This window comes from Rhizobium sp. 768_B6_N1_8 (genome assembly GCF_051811225.1).
Classification (GTDB): Bacteria; Pseudomonadota; Alphaproteobacteria; order Rhizobiales; family Rhizobiaceae; genus Rhizobium.
Genome location: NZ_JBPWPV010000002.1, coordinates 1,966,180 through 1,988,208, shown reverse-complemented (window position 1 = coordinate 1,988,208; position 22,029 = coordinate 1,966,180). Strand labels below are relative to the sequence as shown.

At 59.8% G+C, this 22,029-nt stretch carries 23 protein-coding genes and 5 pseudogenes; 19 read left to right on the top strand and 9 right to left on the bottom strand.

Annotated elements, in window-relative coordinates:
- Positions 1 to 53 precede the first annotated feature (53 nt).
- The 3 genes from AB8B33_RS33470 to AB8B33_RS33460 all read left to right on the top strand — a co-directional run bounded on the left by AB8B33_RS33470 (position 54) and on the right by AB8B33_RS33460 (position 2,068).
- Positions 54 to 842, top strand: coding sequence for a transporter substrate-binding domain-containing protein (locus AB8B33_RS33470; RefSeq protein WP_439018667.1), 789 nt, complete (start codon positions 54 to 56; stop codon positions 840 to 842).
- 92 nt (positions 843 to 934) lie between these two features.
- Positions 935 to 1,879, top strand: a complete 945-nt coding sequence (locus AB8B33_RS33465; protein ID WP_439018666.1) for a 2-hydroxyacid dehydrogenase — start codon at positions 935 to 937, stop codon at positions 1,877 to 1,879.
- A gap of 45 nt (positions 1,880 to 1,924) precedes the next feature.
- Positions 1,925 to 2,068 (top strand): hypothetical protein, encoded by a 144-nt coding sequence (locus AB8B33_RS33460; protein ID WP_439018665.1) that lies wholly within the window; start codon positions 1,925 to 1,927, stop codon positions 2,066 to 2,068.
- Positions 2,069 to 2,385: 317 nt separating this feature from the next.
- Here AB8B33_RS33460 and AB8B33_RS33455 read toward each other — a convergent pair whose 3' ends face one another.
- Positions 2,386 to 3,414 (bottom strand): NAD-dependent epimerase/dehydratase family protein, encoded by a 1,029-nt coding sequence (locus tag AB8B33_RS33455; RefSeq protein WP_439018664.1) that lies wholly within the window; start codon positions 3,412 to 3,414, stop codon positions 2,386 to 2,388.
- Between AB8B33_RS33455 and AB8B33_RS33450 the strand changes: the two genes are divergently transcribed.
- Complete coding sequence (locus tag AB8B33_RS33450; RefSeq protein WP_439018663.1) at positions 3,413 to 4,435, top strand: cupin domain-containing protein; 1,023 nt, start codon at positions 3,413 to 3,415, stop codon at positions 4,433 to 4,435. The genes AB8B33_RS33455 and AB8B33_RS33450 overlap by 2 nt on opposite strands.
- A gap of 74 nt (positions 4,436 to 4,509) precedes the next feature.
- On the opposite strand, the pseudogene AB8B33_RS33445 reads toward AB8B33_RS33450, so the two are convergent.
- Positions 4,510 to 4,590, bottom strand: a pseudogene (locus tag AB8B33_RS33445) (plasmid pRiA4b ORF-3 family protein); the annotation flags it as partial.
- On the opposite strand from AB8B33_RS33445, the pseudogene AB8B33_RS33440 reads away from it, so the two are divergent.
- Positions 4,591 to 5,630 (top strand): annotated as a pseudogene (locus tag AB8B33_RS33440) (transposase); the annotation flags it as partial. It lies immediately after the preceding pseudogene.
- Between the two features lie 845 nt (positions 5,631 to 6,475).
- Here AB8B33_RS33440 and AB8B33_RS33435 read toward each other — a convergent pair.
- Together AB8B33_RS33435 and AB8B33_RS33430 are read right to left on the bottom strand one after the other, a co-directional pair.
- A complete protein-coding gene (locus AB8B33_RS33435; protein WP_439018662.1) occupies positions 6,476 to 6,838 on the bottom strand; it encodes a GNAT family N-acetyltransferase in 363 nt (120 codons plus the stop codon).
- Between the two features lie 114 nt (positions 6,839 to 6,952).
- Complete coding sequence (locus AB8B33_RS33430) at positions 6,953 to 7,513, bottom strand: TetR/AcrR family transcriptional regulator (protein WP_439018661.1); 561 nt, start codon at positions 7,511 to 7,513, stop codon at positions 6,953 to 6,955.
- Positions 7,514 to 7,656: 143 nt separating this feature from the next.
- Here AB8B33_RS33430 and AB8B33_RS33425 point away from each other — a divergent pair, with 143 nt between their 5' ends.
- From AB8B33_RS33425 to AB8B33_RS33400, 6 genes are all read left to right on the top strand, one after another.
- Entirely contained in the window at positions 7,657 to 8,352 is a 696-nt protein-coding gene (locus AB8B33_RS33425) for a glutathione S-transferase family protein (protein WP_439018660.1), read from the top strand.
- Positions 8,353 to 8,459: 107 nt separating this feature from the next.
- On the top strand, positions 8,460 to 8,837 hold the full coding sequence (locus tag AB8B33_RS33420) for a tautomerase family protein (RefSeq protein WP_439018659.1): 378 nt from the start codon (positions 8,460 to 8,462) through the stop codon (positions 8,835 to 8,837).
- A gap of 114 nt (positions 8,838 to 8,951) precedes the next feature.
- A complete protein-coding gene (locus tag AB8B33_RS33415; RefSeq protein ID WP_439018911.1) occupies positions 8,952 to 10,412 on the top strand; it encodes an NAD-dependent succinate-semialdehyde dehydrogenase in 1,461 nt (486 codons plus the stop codon).
- 289 nt (positions 10,413 to 10,701) lie between these two features.
- Positions 10,702 to 10,932, top strand: coding sequence for a type II toxin-antitoxin system VapB family antitoxin (gene vapB, locus AB8B33_RS33410; RefSeq protein ID WP_113185894.1), 231 nt, complete (start codon positions 10,702 to 10,704; stop codon positions 10,930 to 10,932).
- Complete coding sequence (gene vapC, locus AB8B33_RS33405) at positions 10,932 to 11,333, top strand: type II toxin-antitoxin system tRNA(fMet)-specific endonuclease VapC (RefSeq protein ID WP_439018657.1); 402 nt, start codon at positions 10,932 to 10,934, stop codon at positions 11,331 to 11,333. Before vapB ends, vapC begins: the two co-directional genes overlap by 1 nt.
- A 161-nt stretch (positions 11,334 to 11,494) precedes the next feature.
- Positions 11,495 to 11,650: a helix-turn-helix domain-containing protein gene (locus AB8B33_RS33400; protein WP_439018656.1), complete on the top strand. Its 156-nt coding sequence runs from the start codon at positions 11,495 to 11,497 to the stop codon at positions 11,648 to 11,650.
- Here AB8B33_RS33400 and AB8B33_RS33395 read toward each other — a convergent pair.
- Positions 11,580 to 11,825 carry a hypothetical protein gene (locus AB8B33_RS33395; protein ID WP_439018927.1) on the bottom strand — a complete coding sequence of 82 codons (246 nt, stop codon included), beginning with the start codon at positions 11,823 to 11,825 and terminating at the stop codon, positions 11,580 to 11,582. The two genes, AB8B33_RS33400 and AB8B33_RS33395, sit on opposite strands and share 71 nt — an antisense overlap.
- A gap of 2 nt (positions 11,826 to 11,827) precedes the next feature.
- Between AB8B33_RS33395 and AB8B33_RS33390 the strand changes: the two genes are divergently transcribed.
- Both AB8B33_RS33390 and AB8B33_RS33385 read left to right on the top strand, forming a co-directional pair.
- Positions 11,828 to 11,980 carry a hypothetical protein gene (locus AB8B33_RS33390; protein ID WP_439018655.1) on the top strand — a complete coding sequence of 51 codons (153 nt, stop codon included), beginning with the start codon at positions 11,828 to 11,830 and terminating at the stop codon, positions 11,978 to 11,980.
- A gap of 301 nt (positions 11,981 to 12,281) precedes the next feature.
- A pseudogene (locus AB8B33_RS33385) lies at positions 12,282 to 12,410 on the top strand (LysR family transcriptional regulator); the annotation flags it as partial.
- A 32-nt stretch (positions 12,411 to 12,442) separates the two neighbouring features.
- On the opposite strand, the pseudogene AB8B33_RS33380 reads toward AB8B33_RS33385, so the two are convergent.
- Both AB8B33_RS33380 and AB8B33_RS33375 read right to left on the bottom strand, forming a co-directional pair.
- Positions 12,443 to 12,640, bottom strand: a pseudogene (locus tag AB8B33_RS33380) (RtcB family protein); the annotation flags it as partial.
- Positions 12,641 to 12,877: pseudogene (locus AB8B33_RS33375) on the bottom strand (DUF6088 family protein); the annotation flags it as partial.
- Positions 12,878 to 13,039: 162 nt separating this feature from the next.
- On the opposite strand from AB8B33_RS33375, the gene AB8B33_RS33370 reads away from it, so the two are divergent.
- The 6 genes from AB8B33_RS33370 (at position 13,040) to AB8B33_RS33345 (ending at position 20,042) form a co-directional block, all read left to right on the top strand.
- On the top strand, positions 13,040 to 14,050 hold the full coding sequence (locus tag AB8B33_RS33370) for a LacI family DNA-binding transcriptional regulator (protein WP_439018654.1): 1,011 nt from the start codon (positions 13,040 to 13,042) through the stop codon (positions 14,048 to 14,050).
- A 46-nt stretch (positions 14,051 to 14,096) separates the two neighbouring features.
- Positions 14,097 to 15,389, top strand: coding sequence for an ABC transporter substrate-binding protein (locus AB8B33_RS33365; protein WP_439018910.1), 1,293 nt, complete (start codon positions 14,097 to 14,099; stop codon positions 15,387 to 15,389).
- 71 nt (positions 15,390 to 15,460) lie between these two features.
- A complete protein-coding gene (locus AB8B33_RS33360) occupies positions 15,461 to 16,393 on the top strand; it encodes a carbohydrate ABC transporter permease (protein WP_439018653.1) in 933 nt (310 codons plus the stop codon).
- Positions 16,386 to 17,279 (top strand): carbohydrate ABC transporter permease, encoded by an 894-nt coding sequence (locus tag AB8B33_RS33355; RefSeq protein ID WP_439018652.1) that lies wholly within the window; start codon positions 16,386 to 16,388, stop codon positions 17,277 to 17,279. Before AB8B33_RS33360 ends, AB8B33_RS33355 begins: the two co-directional genes overlap by 8 nt.
- A 2-nt stretch (positions 17,280 to 17,281) precedes the next feature.
- Positions 17,282 to 18,982, top strand: a complete 1,701-nt coding sequence (locus AB8B33_RS33350) for a glycoside hydrolase family 32 protein (protein ID WP_439018651.1) — start codon at positions 17,282 to 17,284, stop codon at positions 18,980 to 18,982.
- Positions 18,983 to 18,995: 13 nt separating this feature from the next.
- On the top strand, positions 18,996 to 20,042 hold the full coding sequence (locus AB8B33_RS33345) for an ABC transporter ATP-binding protein (RefSeq protein ID WP_439018650.1): 1,047 nt from the start codon (positions 18,996 to 18,998) through the stop codon (positions 20,040 to 20,042).
- A 116-nt stretch (positions 20,043 to 20,158) separates the two neighbouring features.
- On the opposite strand, the gene AB8B33_RS33340 is transcribed toward AB8B33_RS33345, so the two are convergent.
- Together AB8B33_RS33340 and AB8B33_RS33335 are read right to left on the bottom strand one after the other, a co-directional pair.
- The gene (locus AB8B33_RS33340) at positions 20,159 to 20,719 is read right to left on the bottom strand and encodes a threonine ammonia-lyase (protein ID WP_439018649.1); all 561 of its coding nucleotides are present in this window, start codon (positions 20,717 to 20,719) and stop codon (positions 20,159 to 20,161) included.
- A 395-nt stretch (positions 20,720 to 21,114) separates the two neighbouring features.
- Complete coding sequence (locus AB8B33_RS33335; RefSeq protein WP_439018648.1) at positions 21,115 to 22,029, bottom strand: sigma-70 family RNA polymerase sigma factor; 915 nt, start codon at positions 22,027 to 22,029, stop codon at positions 21,115 to 21,117.

Genomic DNA, 22,029 nt, shown 5'->3' with positions numbered 1-22,029 from the left:
CGGCGTGCGATGCCGAGTGAATGCACCGAACCAACATAAAAGGGAACTGAACCATGAAATTGAAGTCGCTGATCATGACCGCCGCCGCCCTTGCCGGGATGGCTGTCGGCTCTTTCGCCCACGCCACCGACCTCGAGCTGCTCCAGCCGGGCAAGCTGATGGTCGCCACTGAAGGCACCTACGCGCCGTTCAGCATGCGCGCACCTGACGGCAAGCTCGACGGCCTGGAAATCCGCGTCATGACCGAGGTGGCAAAGCGCCTCAACCTCGAATACACGCCGGTCCTCATCAAGTGGGACTCGCTGCTTGTCGGCCTCCAGGCAGACCAGTACGACGTCATCAGCGCCGCGATGGACATCACCGAAGCCCGTCAGCAGCAGGTGACCTTCTCCAACGGCTGGCTGGAATCCGGTGGCCGCGTTGTCATCCCCAACGATTCCGCGATCAAGAACGCGGCTGATCTGAAGGGCAAGACGGTCGGTGCGCTCGTCGCATCGAGCTGGACCAAGATCGCCGAAGAAAAGGGCGCGACCGTCAAGGGCTACAAGGCCGAGTCCGACACCATGCAGGACCTGGTCAACGGCAATGTCGACGCCGTCATCACCGATGCGATCGCAGCCGCCTACGTCATCAAGTCTGCAAAGATGCCGCTGAAGATGACCGACGATTATGTCAGCCACGTCCAGAAGGGCTTCGCCTTCAAAAAGGGCAAGCCGCATCTGGTCGCGGCCGTCAACAAGGCGCTGGCCGATATGGTCGCCGATGGCACCTATGCCAAGCTGACGACGGAACTGGTCGGCTTCGATCCGGCACCGAAGGATCCGATCAAGACCATCCAGTAATGATTATACGGCCGGGCATCGAAAGTGCCCGGCCTGCGTTTTTTCCAATATCGCCCGGCGTTTTCGCCGGACAGTTCATACAGAGCTGATCGATGTCGACTCTCATCGCGCTTGTCACGCGCTTGTCCGAAGAAGCCGAAAAAAACTGGCTCATGGTCCTCAGCGAAGCCATGCCGCGCGAAACCATCCGCTCCATTCGTGAACTGCGGCCGGATGAGCTCGCCTGTGTCGATATAGCCATCGTCGCCAACCCCGACCCCGCTGATCTCGAGCGGCTGCCGAACCTCAAATGGGTGCACAGCCTGTGGGCCGGCGTCGAGCGGCTGGTTCTGGAGCTTGAAGGTTTTCCACATCCGATCGTGCGTCTCGTCGACCCGGATCTGGCGCGGACCATGGCCGAAGCCGTGCTCGCCTGGACGCTCTATCTCTCCCGCGACATGCCCGCTTACAGCATGCAGCAGCGCCAAAGCCTTTGGCGGCAGCTCCCTTACCGGTCGGCGCCCGATACCCGGGTGGGTCTGCTGGGCCTCGGCGCTCTTGGCTGCGCCGCCGCACGACAATTGCAGCTGGCGGGCTTTGCGGTAAACGGCTGGAGCCGGACCGAAAAGCAGGTCGAGGGTGTCGAGACCTACTTCGGCCTGGATGGCTTGGATGCCATGCTCAAGACGTCAGACATCGTGGTGTGCCTGCTGCCGCTGACGTGGGAAACGACTGGTCTCCTCGGCACGCGCGAATTCCAGCTGCTTCCCGCGAATGCCGGCTTCATCAATTTCGGGCGTGGCCGGATCGTTAGAACACTTGAGCTGGTGGCTGCGCTGGACGCCGGCGTCGTCAAACACGCCGTGCTCGACGTCTTCGAGAGCGAACCGCTGGAAGAACAAAGCCCTCTATGGGATCGCCCCGGGGTAACCGTCTTGCCGCATATCTCCGCGCCCACCAATCCGTCGACCGCCGCGCAGATTGTCGCTGGCAGGATTGGTCAGTATCGCGCGGATGGCATCTTGCCTGATGGCATCGATTTCAATCGAGGCTATTAGTGACGTTCCGTCATCATTTTTGAAATGTCGCGACGAGGGGCAGGAGTGACGAATTTGCACTGGGGTGGTCCTGGACCACGCGATACGCCGAAGCCGATGGTGCAGCCGAACGATATGTATGTTCGCGATCTCCAGGTCGATACGCAGATGGCGAAGCCATGGGAAAATTTCATCGATTGGCGCTCATAAATAGCGGATCTCAGGTTCGTATCGGTTCAAGGCGCGCATGGCTGGCTCGCCTTCGCAAGCGCCAAATTGGAAATGAAGATTAGCTGGCTGAACGTTGGCTTGGCGCCCGCTATGTTGATCGTTCAGGCATTTCGGAACGGGGCGTTAAGCTACCGTTCGCTATGGCGAAAAAAGTCGGCGTTGCTGTCGGTGGGAAGTTCTGATTCAGTCTTTCCAGACATTGGGAGGACCTGGCGACGATGGGCGCTCGAGGCTGGGGAGACGGCAGGATGGGTCCGATCCCGTCCACCCCCGTCTCGGGCCATAGGGGGCGCCTCTCAGACGTTGATTATACCGACCTCGATCATGCTCCGCGCGGCCGCCTCGATCGCCTCGGCGGGCGGTCGCGGTTGCCATCCCAAAAGACGCCTGGCCTTGTCGCCGCTGGCCGACAGATCAATCCCAAGAAGCGGAAGAAGCGCTCTCACCTTGGCGTCGGTCTCGGCTGCGGCCTTCGTGTCTGCGTCCGACACCTCTTTGGTGGATACCTTTCGCGCCTGTTCGCCGAGGCGTTCCTTGAGAATCCTGGCTACATCGACGAGCCATAGCGCGTCGCCAGAGGTCGCGAGAAAGCGTTCGCCCGCGGCGGCCGGATCAGTCATTGCCCGCAAGTGAAGGTCAGCCACATCGCGAACGTCAACAAAACAGGACTGGATCCGAGGCTGCCCGGGCTGGCCCTCGATCATGCCCTTCAGCATCATCAGCGAATGCGAGGTGTCCGGGCCAAGAGCCGGGCCCATGACGGCGGTCGGATTTATCGTTGCCAGTTCCATCTGACCGCCTTCATCGGAGATGAACTCCCAGGCGGCGCGCTCCGCCAACGTCTTCGATTTCTGATAAGGCGCGATAGGACCGTCGAGATCACTCCAATCCTCCTCGGTGAAGGGGCGACCGGGACTGGCCTTGCCGGCGCCAATGGCCCCGAAGGCGGAGGTCAGCGCCACTCGTTTCACCCCAGCGTCGCGGGCCGCACGGAGCAACCGAAGGTTGCCGTCGACGGCGGGCCGGATCCAGTCTTCTTCGCTCGCATAGTTTCCTGAGGGCGTGGAGGACGCGCTATGAATGGCATAGACGCAACCTTGCGCGGCGTCGGCCCATCCCTCGTCCTTGAGCAGGTTTGTCTCGACGAAGCTTAGCCGGTCCCCCGGCTCGGCGCCGCCATGGGCCAGATAGGCACGGACCTCTTCTTCCCGGTCGAGCGATCGAATGGCGGCCCGTACCCGGAAACCGGCGGCAAGCGCTGCGATGATGGTGTGCTGCCCGATAAATCCGGTTCCGCCGGTGATAAGGATTGTGTCGTCTGCCATGATTGCTCCCAAGGCGGTGAATGACCGTAAAATAGACGGTAAATTCGGATTGAGAATGCTTGAACGTCTAAGATACATACGCGATAGTCCAAAAATGACTTCTGACGCACTCTCCGAAATTCTCCATCTCACAACCGTGGAATCGATGGTAACCGGTGGCTTTGACGCAGGGGGGCAATGGGCCCTCCGGTTTCCGGCCCCGAAGTCGATCAAGTTTTTCGCCCTGACTCAGGGCGCATGCTGGACGCAGATCGATGGCGAAGCGCCTGTGCGCTTCGAAGAAGGGGATGTCGGTCTTCTGACGGCGCAGCGCCCCTACACAGTATCGAGCGATCCGTCGGTGACGCCGCTCGACGCGATGGCGCTGTTTTCCGGGCGCGGCCGCTCGTTCGTCACCCTGGGCGATGGAGCGGATTGCAGTTATCTGGGTGGGCATGTCTTGCTCGATCCGACCAGCGGAACGCTTCTGTCGGAAGCCCTGCCGCCGTGGCTGCGCATCGACGGTACGACCGAGCAGGCAGGGCGGTTTCGGTGGTTGCTCGACGAACTGGTGACCGAGCGCACGCAGCGCCTTCCGGGAAACGCCCTTGTCGCATCGCAGCTGGCGCAATTGCTGTTCGTTCAGATTCTGCGGGCACAGATGAACGGCAACAGCCGCATTCCCCGGGGTTGGTTGCGCGCACTAGGCGATCCACGCCTCGCGCCGGCCGTGCAGCTCATGCATGAGGACCCGGCGCGCTCGTGGCATTTAGACGAACTGGCCCGGGCCTGCGCGATGTCGCGGTCGAGCTTCGCCGCGCGCTTTACCGAGACGGCAGGTATCGGGCCGCTCGGCTATCTTGCTCGATGGCGTATTCACATTGCTTGCAAGGCGCTGCGGGACGACGATTTGCCGGTGGCATCGGTTGCCGCCCTGATAGGCTATTCCTCGCAAGGAGCGTTCAGCAATGCCTTCAAGCGGGCGACCGGCCTGTCGCCTTCTCTGTGGCGCGAAAGACAAGCGGGAGCCAACGCGGCTTGAAGCCGTTGCTGCGGGTCAGGATGGATGTAGGCTCGGGTTTTTTCGAGACATTCCACTTCGACCCCTCACCCAACTCATTTCTTTGGGGCGGCTTTCGGTTTCGGTTGATAGAGACGCCGTTTGACGTTTGAGCGCAGAGCGTTGCGCACATCCTTGCCCCACAAGCGTCTCAGGTGGCGGATCGCTTTCATCTCATCCAGAATCTTCGGCTCGCTATCGAGGAGCAGATGAGCCTCTCGGGCCGAGCCACGGGCAGGGCACTGCTACCAGACAAGGAGATCGAGAACGATCATGACGATCGGGCATTGGATGAGCCGGCGCCTGAGACGCCTTGGCGCAATCAGCTTCGACGGGCGCATCGACAGTCGCGGAAGGATGTGTTCGAGACAGTACACGCCTTGAGCAAAGAAGGCCTGACCTGCTCGGACATTGCACGTCGCACAGGATATGGCCGACGAAGCATCACGAAATGGCTGACGTTCGAAACTCCACCCGATCGACGCAGGGGCGCGCTACAGCCAACATCTCCTCTCTACTTCGAAGCGTTCCTCACTCAGTGTTGGTAGGATGGAAACCGCCGCGGTCGGCATTTGTTTCATGACATTAAGCACTGAGGATACACCGGCAGCTTTTCTAATCTTGAACGCCTCTTGGCAACCTGGCGCCGCGCCGAGAGACCGGAAGTGGATAAAGATAAGGATGATGCGGCCCCGGCTCGGATTGGACTCTCCGACAGAGCACCTGACAATGTGCCTGTCCGTGATCCGCAAACCGGCCATTTGATCTCACCCATTGTCGCAGCTACTCTTTGCATCAAGCCGCGCGGCGCACTGACCATTAATCAGGCGCGGAAAGTCGATGCCCTCACACAGGGATCATAGACGTTTGCTGTTCTGCGCAGCTTCGCCATGCGATTTCGCGGCATCTTTCGTCGCCGAACTTCGGCGAAACTCGACCAATGGATCAACGATGCCATTCATTCGGGTCTCGCGTTCCTGGCCCGTTTCGCCCGTGTCCTTCGCCGTGATATCGACGCCGTCTGCAACGCTATCAACTTGTCCTGGAGCAACGGTCAGGCAGAAGGCAGATCAACCGACTGAAGACGATCAAGCGCGCAATGTACGGCAGGGCGGGACCAGAGCTTCTCAAGGCGCGGATGATGCCAATCAAATTGACAGATCTTCACACAAATTGAGGAAGACTCCGATTAAATGCAAAACGACAAACGTTGCCTATTTAGCACTCGGATATTTTTGAGCGAACAGCTAGTCGATAGGCAAGGCCACCGGAGGGAGCCCGCAAGCACGCACTTGCGGGTTTACCCTCGTAGAACGAAGCGAGCGGCCAGTCTGTCCGCAGACGGACCATCTTTGTCTCCCACAAAGTTAGACGATCTCCTTCGAAGGCGAGAGATTTAACGCAAGTTCTCTTACATCGTCTCGCCCGAGCTCAAAGCGCTGTACAAATTTTTCGAAAAGACTGGGCTCCGGCTGGCCCAGAGCCAGCCGGTACCGCATTAGATCGTCCCGCAATCGGTCGAACCGAATGCCACTGCTGCTCAGTCGCGCTTCGAATGTGAAACTTCGCGGCTTGTGGGTAGTCGGTGACCACCAGCGCTCCAAACCGAGCGCGGTACGGGGCGCCGCCCGTGCTCTATCAAAGATCTGCTTGAACGGACTGACCCCGGAAGACAGAAATGATGGAACCACAAAGTCTTCGGCAAGTGCACGCCTTACGCTCAAGCTGGCGTAATGTCGTTTGGCATTTAATTGTAAGAATGCGCCCGTTCCGGCTGGTGATGGCACCTAATTTGAGACTATTCGGTGCGATTTTCCGTGCTGGACGCCTTTCGGTTGGGCAATAACCTTCTGTAATATAGGGCATTTGTTGATGGAGGCTTGGCGGTAGGCACCCATCTTTGCCCCGGCGGCGAATCTCATATTAGGTGCCAAAAACGAAGCCAGAATCTCGAATTAGATGCCAAGTTTCAAATTAGGTGCCGGGCTATCTTGTTGAAACTGTTGCCGGGGAGTCTCACGATTAAATGCAAAACGACACCAGCATCCTGCGACCGAATCCTCCGTTCTGGAACTCCGGATTGATGGCCAGAGATCCGAGATACCATGTCTGGTCGCCGAAAGGCTCCAGCCAGACGCAGCCCGTCAGCGCCCGGCTGTCCGTGTCAATCCATCTCAGCAGCGAGGCTGACGGCCTGGCCGAGATGTCGGCGCGCAGAAGTGCCGCTGTTGTTCGATCGCCTTCCAGGTAGGCCTCTTCGTTGCTCCATCCAGCGACCCGCCGACGCCGCGATAGGCCCGATTGATAAGGTCTACGACGAAGAGGATATCCCGGTCCTCTACGCTCGCATACATGGGTGGTTCCTATTTCTGTCGATGCCGACATCTTGCCAAACGCATTGATGACGGACGCTAGCGTACTCTCTCATACCTGATGACATAAACTTCGCGCCAAGTGCGTTTGCTTCCGGATGCGAAAAAACCGTAAGCGTGATCGAATTTACGGAATGAGGCCATTGGCGCGATAGGTCGCGATGATCTCCTCGTATAGGGAAACATCGTTGCGGGTGTGGGCGATCAACTGTGCGCCCTGAACGGCGGCATAGATGGCGCGAGCCTGACGCTCATTCTCCTTGACCCCGCCGGGGTTGCGCAAAGCCAACACACGGGCGAGCCATTGTTCGTTCATGATCCCGTATTTGACAACCTCGGCCTGGACTTCTTCAGGCAACTGATTGCGCTCGGCTCCCAACATTCCGGCAAGGCACAGGCGGTTGTCGGCGCGCAGCGTCTCGGCGAAGACGTCGGTGTAGCGCGCCATGCACGTCTCGACGTCAAGTCCCTGCGTTAGCAGTTCGTCGAGAACAGCGCCATAATGGGCTGTATAGCGATTGGCGAGAGCCGCACCCAACTCGCCCTTGGTCGCGAAGTAATAGTGAATGCTGGCACTCTTGATGCCGACATCCTTGGCGAGCTCGCGAAAGCTAAGACCGCCATAGCCGAGGTCCTGCAAGGTCAGCGTTGCCGCCTCCATGATCCTATCCTTTGTATCCGCAGTCATTGTGGCTTCCTTTTATCGCATCGACATTTTTATCTACCTGACGACAGATAGTCGTTGACAGAGAAAAAAGCAAGGCGTAGGTATAGCTCACTGACTACCTGACGACAGGTAGAAAGTCGAACCAGTCAAAAGGGAACATCACTATGTCAGACAAACTTCGCCTCTTCACATCGCCCTCCGCCTTCCCGAACCCGCAGCGCCTTCGCCTCTTCATGCACGAGAAGGGCATCGCCTCTCACTTCGAGGAGCAGGTCTACGACATGAGCCCGGTCGGCGAGCAGCGCCAATGGCGGCATGTCAAGATGAACCCGTGGGGCGAAACGCCCACCCTGCAGCTGGCCGACGGCACATACATCGCGGAAACCGACGCCATCGCCCGCTACCTCGACCAATCTATGCCGGGCCGCAAGATCATGGGCGAGACGGCACTGGAGCAGGGGCTGGACAATATGTGGGGCAACCGCATCTGGGTGCACATCCTCTATCGCATCGTCACCGCCTTCCACGTTCTCCATCAGGGCCTTGGCCCTAAGCTCGAACTGACCACCAATCACGCCTGGGGCGAACATTGCCGCAAGGAAGCCCTGGCGCATGCCAGCCTGGTCAACCAGCACCTGGCCGACGGACGCGAATGGATGCTGGGCGGCGACGCTCCGACCTTCTCGGACATGACCATGGCAGTCGCCATCGCCTTCTCGAAATTCCCTGTCAACGCAACGCCTCTCGACGAGCGCTTCGAGCATATCGATGCCTACTGGAAACGCTGGCAGGCCCGGCCGTCCTTCCAGGCCGCCTATGCCGACCGCAATAGCGGCGTGCCCGAAATCGACGAACGCTAGTCGTCACAGAAAATCGGCAGAGCCAGATTTGCCGATCCCCGAAAACCTTTAACTCAACCCCGTCCAACCCAACCCTGGCACTTCAACCTCAATCAAAGGAGACCATCATGCCCTTCGCCCGTATCGACCTCATCAAGGGAAAGTCCAATGAGTACCGCACCGCCGTCGCTGACATCGTCTACCGTGGCATCGTCGATGTCCTGAAAGCTCCGGATGGCGATCGCTTCATCGTCGTCAGTGAACACACCGCAGAGAACCTGATCTATGATCGCAAGTTCCTCGGCTTCGACCGCTCGCCGGACTTCCTGCTCATCCAGGTCACTAGCACCGTCGGCAACGACAAGCCTTCCAAGCTTGCCTTCTTCCGCTTCATCGCCGACGAATTGAAGGAGAAGCTTTCTGTCCGCCCCGACGATATCATGATCAACATGGTCTATGTCGATCGTTCCGACTGGTCGTTCGGCAACGGCGAACCCTGGAACTGACGGCGCCCTCGTGACACGGTCGCCCAAAAGGGCGACCGCCACCGGAAAGACATCCCCGCGTAAATGCTCGACGCAGATCAGTCCAATAGACTTCGGAAAGGCAAATCAATGACAATGTCAATCGAACAACTCAAAGCCGATGGCTGGTTGAAAGAAGCCAACTATATCGCCGGTGAATGGGTCGCTGCCGACGACGGCAAGACATACGCGGTGGTAAATCCAGCGACGGAAGCCCGGATCGGCGATATCCCTTGGACTGGCGCGACCGAAACCCGCAGAACCATCGACGCAGCTCACTCCGCGTTCGTCAGCTGGTCGAGAACAACGGCGGCCGAGCGCGCCGCGCGGCTGCACCAAATGGCGCAGATCGTCTACGACAACCTCGACACGTTTGCCGCCATGCTCACTCTGGAGCAGGGGAAGCCACTGGCCGAAGCCCGCGCGGAAATGAAGCTGGGTGCGGACTATATCCAGTGGTTTGCCGAAGAAGCGCGGCGCATCAACGGCGAGATCGTGCCGTCGCCATGGAAGGATCGTCAGATCCTAGTAATGCGGGAGCCGGTCGGTGTCGTCGGCGCGATCTCGCCGTGGAATTTCCCGTTCTCGATGCTTTCTCGCAAAGTGGCGCCGGCGCTGGCTGCCGGTTGCACCATCGTCATCAAGCCTTCCGAGTTCACGCCGTTCTGCGGCTTGCTCTATGGAATCCTGGCAGAAAAGGCCGGCGTGCCGGCCGGTGTGGTCAATGTCGTGACGGGCGATGGCGCAGCGGTCGGCGGTGAACTCACCAGCAACGCAAAGGTGCGCAAGATCACCTTCACCGGTTCCACGCGCGTCGGCAAGCTGCTCTATAAGCAATCAGCAGACACCATGAAAAAGCTCTCCATGGAATTAGGCGGCAATGCGCCGACCATTGTCTTCGACGATGCGGATCTTGATCTTGCCATCGAACAGGCCATCGCCGGCAAGTTCCGCAACAGTGGCCAAACCTGCGTCTGCACCAACCGTTTCTATGTGCAGGACGATATCTATGACGAGTTTGCCAGGCGGCTTGCCGAGCGTGTCAAGAAGATGAAGGTCGGCAACGGCTTTGAAGCAGGCGTTGAGCAAGGGCCGCTGATCAACCAGGCGGCGGTAAAAAAAGTAGAAGCGCATGTCGAGGACGCGAAGGCTCGGGGCGGGCGTGTGCTTGCCGGCGGCCAGCGGCATGCGTTGGGTGCGACATTCTTCGAGCCGACGGTGATCGCCGACGCAACCGCCGACATGCTCATTGCCCATGAAGAGACATTCGGGCCCGTCGCAGCGCTGTTCCGGTTCAAGGACGAACAGGAAGGCATCGACGCTGCGAACGCTACAGAGTTCGGCCTTGCCGCCTACTTCTTCACTCGCGATCTGGCACGCACGTTCCGGGTCGCCCGCGCAATCGAGAGCGGCATGATCGGCATCAATGCCGGGGTGATCACGACACCGGAAGCCCCATTTGGCGGGGTTAAGGACAGTGGTATCGGTCGTGAAGGCTCCTCCCATGGGATCGAGGACTATCTCAACATCAAATATATGAGCCTCGGTGGGCTCTGATGTCTTCGGTCCGTTTTGGGGCGCAATCGGCACTCAAAACGGACCGTTTAAACCACGCCTTCTACAGTGTATTGCTGCAGAACGTCATAGGCGTATGACTTCGCGTCGAGAGGCAAAGCGGTGATTGCTATCAACGGGCACATGGTTCGATTCCGTTCAAGGCGAAGGCGTCTGGTGCGGCATGGATCGCATGGTGGGTAGCAGACCTAAATCGTATATCCCATTGACATATCCCATCAAGAGGGCTATTTAGGTTACGTCGTAATCAATGCAATTCGGAGACGTGCAGATGGAGCAGGGTGCAGTATTCCAGAGCAATCGTAGCCAAGCGATCCGTTTGCCAAAGGCGCTTGCTTTGCCTGATGATGTAAAGCGTGTCGACATCGTTGCGGTGGGACGCACTCGTATCATTGCACCAGCTGGTGAGATCTGGGACAGCTGGTTTGAAGGAGCGGAGGCGACATCCGACTTCATGAGCGAGCGTGATCAACCTGCTTTGCAGGAGCGTGAGGCATTTTGATGCTGAAGTACATGCTCGACACCAATATCTGCATTTTTACGATCAAAAATCGACCGCAGCAGGTTCGAGACGCGTTTAATCGTTCCCATGATCAGCTGTGCATCAGCTCGGTTTGCTTAATGGAATTGATTTACGGAGCGGAAAAGTCAGCCAGTCCTGAAAAGAACCTTTCCGTTGTGGAGGGCTTCGTAGCGCGCCTCGAGGTATTGCCGTACGACGAAATGGCAGCAAACCATAGCGGTCAACTGCGAGCTGAATTGGCGCGTAGCGGAACTCCGATTGGTCCATATGATCAATTGATTGCAGGACACGCGCGCTCGCGGGGACTGATTATGGTTACCAATAACCGCCGGGAATTTGATCGCGTGCCCGGCTTACGAGTGGAAGATTGGACAACCTAGTTTAAATAATCAATCCCATAGCCGGATCTCGCGGATGGCAGTAAGCATAGCCACCGGTTGTCGGAGCGAATCCCACCACATCAGGTCTTTTGTCAATTGTTCATCCGAGTGACATCGAATTTCTCCTGGGTGAGCGGATCCGCGGTCTGAGCCCATAGCAATTGCTGCCCGGTCTCGGGCCTATACAAACTCGACAGTGGGGGCTTCCGCGCGACCGCAAGCGTCGCGGTCTGTCGCCATCCTGTGTCAGCGAGACAATCCTGTCTCTCGAGCAGCAATTGGGCATTCCGCTGTTGACGAGAACGACGAGGGCGTGACGCCGACGGACGCAGGTCGCCCGGCTGCGATGCCGGCATACGTTATGGCGAGCATCTGGCGCAGGATATGATCGCGATCCCGATCGGACCGCGTGTTCAACGGGCGGCCCTCGCCGCCGCGCCGGCCTATCTTGAGCGTAATGGCCGGCCGACGCCGGGCGATCTGCTGGATCATCAATGCATCCGCTGAGATTTTCCGGCGGCGCATTCGTCGACTGGGAGTTCGAACGGAAGGGACGGTCGGTTACCGTCGATCCAGAGGCCCGCGTGATCGTCGGCTTCGATGCCGTGTCCGCAGCCATCGATTTTGCCGCAACGTCCACGGTCTGATCTACTCGTTCGAAAATTGGCTCGCGCCGCATTTCGAGACCGGGAACTTGAGGCCGTCCTGTCGGATTCGTGGAGAAGCTTCGAAGGTCCGCGCCTCTATTTCGCACGACCCTCCGCGCCGGCGCCGCTGCGGGCATTCGCCGATTTCGTGACAGCACAAAACCGTCGAGACCGGCAGTCGTGCATCGCGCGCTAAGGGCTGGCCCTTCTCACGCTCGCTACGATCGAGGGTTCAGCCAGTATCGGCCGATATAAGCCGCAAGTTCGTCGGGCGTCCCGTTAGGATTGGAGTAAGGGTTTGGAACTGAAGAAGGTGAGGGGCGTCGACTTCAAGATCGGTCTCGGTGTCGCCTGGAACAGGGAGGATCCGACGGCGACCCGCGACGACATCATCGATATCGCCCGGTCATTGGCGCGGCCGGGCAGGTGAGGGAAGGCAAACCTAGTTGCCTTCCCCGGTCTTTACTGACGCTTCTTGCGCCAGGGCGCATTCTTCTGCCAGTCGCCGACCATGATGCTCCCGTAGGGGATCATCTCGTCGACCACTTCGGCAAGGCCGTAGTGCTCGATCTGCGACCGCACGTTCGCAGCACTCTTGTAGACACTCGGCAGTTCCGACACATCCGCGAAACCGGAGAAGAACCGCGCGTCGAGGCCGCTTGCATAGATTGTGGACCTGGCAGGAACGGCCGTCGTCAGGCCAAGATCATTGGCAGCCGTCATGCCATCAACGCAAACACGAAGTTTGTCACGCCGTGCGATAGCATCGATAAATGAGGCGCGTGGCCGAAACACCATCTTGCCGGTCAGTTGGCTGATGGCTGGCTTGTCGTAAAGCCCGCGATGGGTCACTGATAGCAAATCGCTTCTTTCTGACCAATTTTTATATCGAAACATTGGTCAGTAGAACAACTGCTCATGCTTTCACCCAGTTTTGGAAACGAATATCGGTCTCGAGCATCACTTTCTCGGCTACGCACTAATCTTGTTCTGACCACAGTAAGGCGCTTGACAAAATGCGTCCGCTGCCACTATTGGGTAATCGATCACCCAAGGAGGATGGTGAGGATCGTGGCAGTATCCCTTTCTGACATCGCGGAACGTGCGGGCGTTTCGGTAAAGACGGTTTCCGGCGCATTGCACGGCGGCTCCGCCCGCATGTCGGACGATACGCGCCAGAAGGTCAAGGCCATTGCGGAAGAACTCGGCTACGTGACCAACCTTGCGGCGCGCGGCGTGCGTCAGGGCTGGCTGCCGCTGGTCGGCGTCGTCTCCGACGGCCTCATCACTTCGCCCTTCGCCACCGAGATCGTACGTGGCCTTGATGGGGCTGCCCGCGGTGCCGGCATGGTGGTCTTTGCGGTCAACCACCGCAGCGGCCAGTCTATCGGCTCGGTGCTCGACGAGGTGCAGCAATTCCGGCCGCGCGCCGTTGCTTATGCCGCCATGTACCACAAGGATGTCGCCCTGCCGGACAGGTTGGCGGGCGCCGTCGGCGTCATGATCAACTGCCGCGAGGCTGCCGGCCGCGTCACCGCGCTGGTGCCGGACGAAGAGGGCGGCGCGCGGGAGATCGTGCGTTATCTCCTCGTCGCCGGTCGCCGTCGCATCGCCTTCATCAACCTGCCGGGCGTTCTCGCCGGCACGTTACGCGAGATGGGGTTTCGTGCGGCGCTTGAGGAGGGGGGCATCGACCCCGTCAGCGTGTTGCCGGCAGTGCGCCGCAGCGTCTACAGCGACCGCGCGCCAAGCCTTGTTGCCTCTCATGTGGAGGCGCTTCTGAAATCCGGTCAGCGGCCTGACGCTATCCTGTGCGGCAATGATCGCGTGGCGATGGAAGTCTATGCGGCGCTCGCCCGCGCCGGCCTTCGCATTCCGGATGATATCGCGGTGGCAAGTTTCGACAACCAGGTCGAGCTCGCCTCGCGGCTGGACCCGCCGTTGACGACGATGGCCCTGCCGCACCGCGCCATGGGCCGCCTTGCCATGGAGATCCTCCTAGCCGAGCAGCCCGAACCGCCGCATCTGCGGAAACTACCGTTCCATCTGGTCGAACGGGCATCCGTCTGAATATCGAATAGTGTCTAACTGGAGGAGAATATCAATGAAGACTTCGATGGGTAATCGTTTACTTTCCGCGTTCTTCGCGTCCGCCGCGCTAGTCGCAACCGCCGCCTTTGCGGAGGCGAAGACCGTCATCCACGTTATGCACCAAGGCGATCCCGGCTGGGTGAAGGCCTATGGCGACGTTGCCGCCCGCTTCGAGGCCGCCAATCCCGATGTCGACATCGAGATGATCTACGCGCCGCACGATGCCTATAACGAAAAGTTCAGCGCCGCCGTCATGGCCAAACAGCTGCCCGATATCATGGAGCTCGATGCTCCGTTCCTCGCCAACTATGTCTGGTCCGGCTATCTGCAGCCCGTCAAGCCGCTCATTGACAAGGATCTGCTCGATGACATGACGGATTCGAATATCGCCCAGGGCACCTATCCGATCGACAAGGACCTCTATGCGCTCGGCCTCACCGACTCCTCGGTCGTGCTCTACGGCAACAAGAAATATCTAGAAGCCATTGGTGCCCGCATTCCGAAATCGGTCGACGATGCCTGGAACCGCGAGGAATTCGAAGGCTATCTCGAGAAGCTTTCCAAGCTCGAAGGCGTGAAGTGGCCGATCGACACCTTCCGAGGTTACGGCATCAAGACGGAGTGGATCACCTATGCCTACGGCCCCCTGCTCGAAAGCGCCGGCTGCGACCTGATCGACCGCAAGACCTGGAAAGCCAGCGGTACGCTCGATGGCGAGGCCTGCGTCAAGGCGCTGACGATGATGCAGGACTGGGTGAAGAAGGGCTGGGTCGTACCGACGTCGTCGGGCACCAACCAGTTCTACGCCGAGGGACAGCCGGCCGCGCTCGCCATGGGCGGCCACTGGTTCTACGCCGAGGCATCAGCAGCGATGAAGGACAATATCGTCGTCATGCCGCTGCCGAAGATCGGCGACAAGGGCGTGAGCCCGAACGGAACCTGGATCTGGGGCATTTCCGCAACCTCGAAAAACCCTGAGATCGCCGGCAAGTTCCTGAGCTTCCTGCTGGAGGACAAGGAGTACCGGGAGTACGCCAAAACCCAGTCCGCCTATCCGGGCCTGAAGAGCTTCGCCGCCGCATCCCCGCTCTATGCGGAAGGCGGTCCGCTCGCCATCGCCTTTGAGCAGGCTTCCAAGACCGCGATCGCCCGTCCGCCGCACCCGGCCTATCCGACGATCACCTCGGCCTTCATGCAGGCCGTCGATAAGATCTTCAACGGTGGTGACGCGCAGGAGGCGCTGACGGCCGCTGCCAAGAAGATCGACGAGGATATCGAGGACAACGCCGGCTACCCGCCCTTCGACGAGCAGCAGTAAGAGTTTTTGACGGGGCCGGTTCTCGGGCCGGCCCTGGGCAATCTCCGGACGATACCGATGAGGAGGAAACAATGACTTTGCAACAGACCTCCACGCCCGCTTTGCGGCGTCCGGCGAGACGCCGCGACAAGCAGCGGCTCTGGCAGGAAATGGCGATGATCGCGCCTGCCGTTCTGCTTCTGACGATATTCCTGATCACGCCGTTCCTCTTGTCCTTCTGGACGGCGATGACCAACCAGCCGCTCGTGCCGCGCCCAACGCCGGTGCGCTTCGTCGGCCTCCTGAATTTCGAGCGCGTCTTCACCGATCCGCTGTTCTGGACCGCGCTGTGGAACGTTACGCGCTTCACCATCTGGGTGCTGCCGGTGCAGTGCGGCCTCGCCTTCCTGACCGCGCTGCTCTTGCATCAGAAACTGCCGATGCAGAACCTGCTGCGCGGCCTGTTCTTCCTGCCGGCGATCACCTCCATGGTGGTGGTCTGCGTCATCTGGGGCACGCTTTTTCAGTATCCGAGCGGCCCGCTCAACCAGATCGTCGGGTTCCTTTCCGGCGGCACGATCCAGCCGACCGACTGGCTCGGCGACCCCAACTGGGCGATGTTCTCCATCGTGTTGCTTTCGGCCTGGCAGGCCTATGGCTTTCAGATGATCATCTATCTCGCCGGCCTGCAGGGCATTCCCGAAGAACTATACGATGCCGCCCGCATCGACGGGGCAAGCGCGCTGCGCCGCTTCTGGCACGTCACCATGCCCGGCCTTCGTCCGACCCATGTCTTCGTGCTTGTTATCACCACCATCCAGGCCTTCAAGCTCTATACGCAGGTGGCAATTCTCACCCAGGGCGGCCCGAAGGAAAGCACCGAAACCGTTGTTCACTACATGGTGCGCGCCGGCTTCGAGGAGCAGAAACTCGGCTACGCATCGGCCGTTTCCGTCATCCTCTTCGTCATCGTTCTTCTGATCGCGCTCCTGCAACGCAAACTCCTGAGGCGCTTCGATGTCTGATGTCGCTTTGAGCCAGCCGGCCCCGCTGGTAATCGCAAGGGGCAACGGCAAGAGAAGCCTGCGCATCGTGCAGAGCCTCTGCGTCCTGGTCATCGCGCTGGTGATGATCTCGCCGCTGTTCATGCTGCTGATCGCCAGCCTGAAGGACGACCGCTTCCGCATCCTTGCCGACATGGGCAGCTTCCGCGCCTTCTGGGTCAGCGACCCGACGCTGTCGAACTACAGGGAGATCGCCCATTTCTCCGGCGAGCTGGCCTATGGCCGATATCTCTTCAATTCGCTGGTGATCCTTGTCGCCACAGTCGTCTCGGGTCTGATCATCAATTCCATGGCGGGCTTCGTTCTGGCCTGGGGCTCGGTGCCGGGCAAGGCGGCGCTCTTGGCGCTGGTCGTCGCGCTCTATGTCATCCCGCAGGAAAGCATCATCATGCCGCTCGTCGTCATGATGTCGCGGGCGGGGCTGACGGATACCTTCGCGGTGCAGATCCTGCCCTGGGTGGCAAGCCCGCTCTATGTCTTCCTCTTCTACCAGTTCTTCGCGCAGCTGCCGAAGGAACTCTATGAAGCGGCGGAAATGGATGGAGCATCGGCCTTCCGCATCTACCGGTCGATCTACATGCCGCTCAGCCTGCCGGCGCTTGCCACGGTCTCGATCCTCATGGGCATCGAAAGCTGGAACCAGTATCTCTGGCCGACGCTGGTCACCCAGACCGACTATGCTCGGCCAATCGCCGTCGCCATCGCCACCTTCTTCGGACAGGACAGCATCTACTGGGACCGTGCCATGGCCGCCTCGGTGCTGATGATGATCCCGGTCCTCATTCTCTATCTGGCTTTCCAGCGCTGGTTCGTCAGTTCATTCGTCGGCTCCGCCGTGAAAGGTTGATTATGTCTCTGCAGGCAAAGTCCGAAACGTCAGCACCTGAAACCATCGAAGCGGAGCTCCCCGAAGGCACGGTGCTGCATCTCTGGCTGAAGGCGCGCCATGCCGGCGGCGAGGCAAAGCTCTTCGTCGCCGTTGATGGCAACGACATCGGTGAGCCCTCGACCCGCCGCACGGGGGAATTTGAATTCTTCGCTGTGACGCTCGCAAGGGGCGGTTGGGCTACGCTGTCCTATGATGCGGCGACCACAGCGCTCTCCGTCGCTTATGCCTTCCGGCCGGAAACCGTGATGAAGGAGGGCATCAGCGTCCTCCACAGCGATGCCCGCACCGCCGCCCCCAACGTGCCCGACAGTTACCACTTCCGCCCGCCCTTTGGCTGGATGAACGATCCGAACGGTTTTGGACGGTTCGGCGGAAACGCCCACCTCTTCTACCAGCATTATCCGCATGAGCCGCGCTGGAACACCATGCACTGGGGTCATGCCGTCTCGAAGGATTTCGTCCGCTGGACGCATCTGCCCATCTTCCTCTTCCCGGCGGCGCATCTATCGGAAAAGGACGATGGCCGTGGCGGCGCCTTCTCCGGCTCAGCGATCCCCGGCACCGGCCCGGAAGGCGAGGAAATCCGTGTCTTCTACACCGAGCATGTGCGTGACCGGCAACCGGAAGAGCAAATCCAGCTTTCTGCCGTCAGCCGCGACGGCATCGTCGCCCGCCCGCCGGAAACCATATTGCCGCTGCGGCCGGAAGGCTTGAACCTCACCACCGATTTCCGCGACCCCTATATCTTCAGAGGCCCGGACGGCCGCTGGAAGATGCTGCTCGGCAGCCGCGACAGGCAGGGCGGCGTCGTACTGCTCTATGAAACCGCAGACGTGCAAGGTGCCGATGGCTGGACCTTCCTCGGCATCATCCATCGCGAGGACGGTTTCGGCATGACGGCGGCGGAATGCCCCTGCATGGTGCCGCTTTCCGGCAAAGACGGACAAACCCGCTGGGCGCTGATCTTCGGTCTGCTCACCAGCCGCGACCCGGCCACCGGCCGCCGCAACCTCACCTCTGTCATCGTCGGCGGTTTCGATGGCCGCACCTTCACGGCGGAGTTCGAACAGGAGCTGGATTTCGGTTCGGATGCCTATGCCTTCCAGGCCTTCGTTGATGACGACGAGCCGGTCGGTATCGCCTGGCTCGCCAACTGGACGGATTTTTCCAAGAAGGACGATTTCCCGACGGTCATGACCCTGCCGCGCCGCGTGCTACTCGACGGCGACGCCGTGCTGACCCCGCCGGTCGCAGCCGTCGACAGCCTGCGCCATCAGTTGCTGGACGACAGCGCGCTCGCCGCCGGCGAGACCGTGCCGCTCGGCACCGGCGCCGTCGAGATCACACTTGATCTCACCGAGCCGGGCGCCGCCTTCGATCTCACCTTGGATCATCCGGATGTCGATCTAGGCGTGAAACTCGATGCCGATGGTCTGGCGATTGTCTTCGACGCGCGTATCGATAAGACGCCGCCACGTTACATCGCCACCGGCGCGAAACCGTCGAGCCTGCGCGTCTTCCTCGATGTCGGCTCCATCGAGGTCTTCGCTGACAACGGCCGCTGGACGGGGTCCAAACGCATTCCGGGCTTTGCCGCCGCACATTCGGCAACGCTCACCGGCGCCGTCGCCAAGGCCGGCGTCTGGCAATTGAAACTGTGAGGGAGGACAGACAATGGCATCGGTAGCAATCGACCGGGTTCTGAAGCAATACGGCGCAGCCTCTGTTATCCATGGGGTTTCCGCGAATATCGAGGACGGTGAGTTCGTCACGCTCGTCGGGCCGTCCGGCTGCGGCAAGTCCACGCTTCTGCGCATGCTGGCGGGGCTAGAGGATATCAGCGGCGGTGAAATCCGTATCGACGGCCGCGTCGTCAACGACGTCGCGCCGAAGGAGCGCGACATCGCCATGGTGTTCCAGTCCTACGCGCTCTATCCGCACATGACGGTGCGCGAAAATATGGGCTTTGCACTGAAGCTGCAGGGGCGCGATAGGGCGACAATCGACAAGCTGGTGCGTGAAGCCGCCGGCATTCTCGCACTTGAACCCCTGCTGGAGCGCCTGCCGAAACAGCTCTCCGGCGGTCAGCGCCAGCGCGTCGCCATGGGCCGCGCCATCGTACGCCATCCGAAAGTGTTCCTCTTCGACGAGCCGCTGTCCAACCTCGACGCCAAGCTGCGGGTGACCATGCGCAGCGAGATCAAGGAGCTGCATCAGCGCCTTGGCACTACCATCGTTTACGTCACCCACGACCAGATCGAGGCGATGACCATGGCCGACAAGATCGTCGTCATGCGCGCCGGCCGCATCGAGCAGATCGGCAAGCCGCTTGATCTCTACGACCGCCCAGATAACACCTTCGTCGCCGCCTTCATCGGCTCGCCGTCGATGAACCTCTTCGAGGGTGGCGTCAGCGACGGCGGCTTCCGTATCGAAGGCGGTGTTTGCCTGCCGCTTCCGCCGCAATTGAGCCAGAGCGCGGCGCGCACCTACGGCATCCGCCCGGAAGACCTCGACATTGCGGAGACGGGCATTCCCGCCACCGTGCTGACTGTCGAGCCAACCGGTGCGGAGACCCACCTTTCGGTGCGTGTCGGCACGCAGACGGCAACCATCGTGCTGCACCGGCGGGTGGATTTAAAGCCCGACCAGCAAATCCACCTAGCGCCCAAATCCGAGAAAATCCACCTCTTCTCCGCCGAAGGCAGTCGGATAGGCTGATCCCCGGCGCCTCCCGCTGAGCCTCGCCTGTCATTTGACGGGCTCGGTTCGGTTCCGGTGCCATCCAGCCTCGCGACGTCTTGGTTTTGGGTGTTTGGCCCTTCAGTTCAGGCAACTCACATGAAAGCGGTCTGCCCATGGAGCTTTTTCTTCCATGAGCAGAGTGGGACGCAAATCTGGCCAAGGATATACAATCCGGTTTCATGCGGCGCATTCGGCCTTAATGGTGGGATGATCGTCAGGTCCCGTTCGCTCGCTAAGGTCCGTCCGATCAGTTCGCGGTCGTCACCGGGGCGATTGTAGAGAATGACCTCCGCGCCCCATGCCCTGGTAATTCGAATTTTCGTTTCGGGCGCGGCATGTGGCATCAAAACGACGGCTGGGACCCCCAGTTTTCGAGCTGCCCACGCAACCGCCTGCCCATGGTTTCCTGAGGAGAATGTCAGCAGACCTCCCTTTCCGAGGGCGTTGTCCTGGTCCAGAAGCGAGATCATGTTCAAGGCGCCGCGGACCTTAAAACTGCCGGTCGGCTGCAACCCTTCTGCTTTCACCAGAAGTCTTGCGCACAGCAAATCGTTCACGCGCTCATTCTCAAGCAATGGTGTTGGCCTAAGGTCCTTGCTGATGCGTTCTCTTGCCTGCTGAACTCTTCGATAGCGGGTTCCAAGAGATTCCACGGCCGGTCCAAAGTGACGACTTCGTTCATTTTATCCTCATGCGGCGAAAGACTGTTTCCGCGAAAGATACCGGGGCGGAGCTCCTTTTCGGATAAGACGGTGCTCCACGGATCATCAACCCGTAGGACTTAAGTGGCCCTGCGATAAAGTCCTCAATCGTTGGTCTGCGAAGTCCGGCGGCGGCATCGAAACCGGTAAAATCGATATCGACCGTCGTGCCCGCGAGATCGACGCCGAAATTCACGTTCGGGTGACGTTCAAGGTAGGAGGCCAGTCCGGGAAGGAGACTTTTCGATCCGAGAACCACCGGGCCGTTAGGCGCAAATGGCCGCGAGGCCCCGCCTGCCGAGCTTCGGCCATCAGATCGGCCTCTGCCTCCTCAGCAAGATGACCGATCACGAAGATCCTGATGGCGAGCCGAACGGAATCATTTCGGCTGACTCGGCGACATAACGGGCATGCCTAAAATCGCGGATGGAAGCGACGTTGTCACCGTTCCAGTCGAGGAGCACGAAGTGTGTCGGCGCGTCGCCTACGCTGTTCGGGTTGAACACCAGAATTGCTGGCCGACGATCCACCAGACCAGGAACGAGATGCCAATCGTATATGCCCGAATAGTTTTTGAAGTAGCGCGAAACCTCCTGGCGCCCCTCCATTCGGACTCGCGACACGAGTTCAAGCCGAACATCGTCCGCAAGCATGTCTCGCACTGCGTCAAAGTCTCTGGCGTTGAAGCGATCGACATACTTCGCAAGTCGCCTCAAATCACCCTGACTTAAGACCGGCGGCGATGTCCCAGCGTTCACATTGCCGACTTCGCGAATGCGGATCCGGCCGCGATGCAATGCTGCCTTTACTGCTGGAATGCTCAATCCTGTAATCTCGGAAACTTCCCGCAGGGAGTAGCCGAGCACGTCCATCAGTATGACGCAGCCGCGATGCGAAATTGGCAGGTACATGAACGCTTTGAGCCCCGCCGAGGCGATAACTCGTGCATCTGCCAACTCGCGATCGTCGATAGCCATGTTTGGGTCTTCCTCAGACCGCAGGACATCCTGCCTCTGCCTGCGACGTATAAAATCAACAGAAGCATTGTGCGCCACCCGAAAAAGCCAGCTCTCAAGATCGAGGATTCGCTGCTCCGCCCGGGCCTCAATAGCTCTAACGAGGACTTCTTGAACGATGTCTTCGCCATCGATTGCAGATCCTACCATCCGAGCGCAGTAACGATGAACCTTGGGGCGTAGATCGCCCAAGCGTTTCTCGAATAATTGGCGGTCTTGAGTGTCTTCAGGGATGGTTGATGTCAT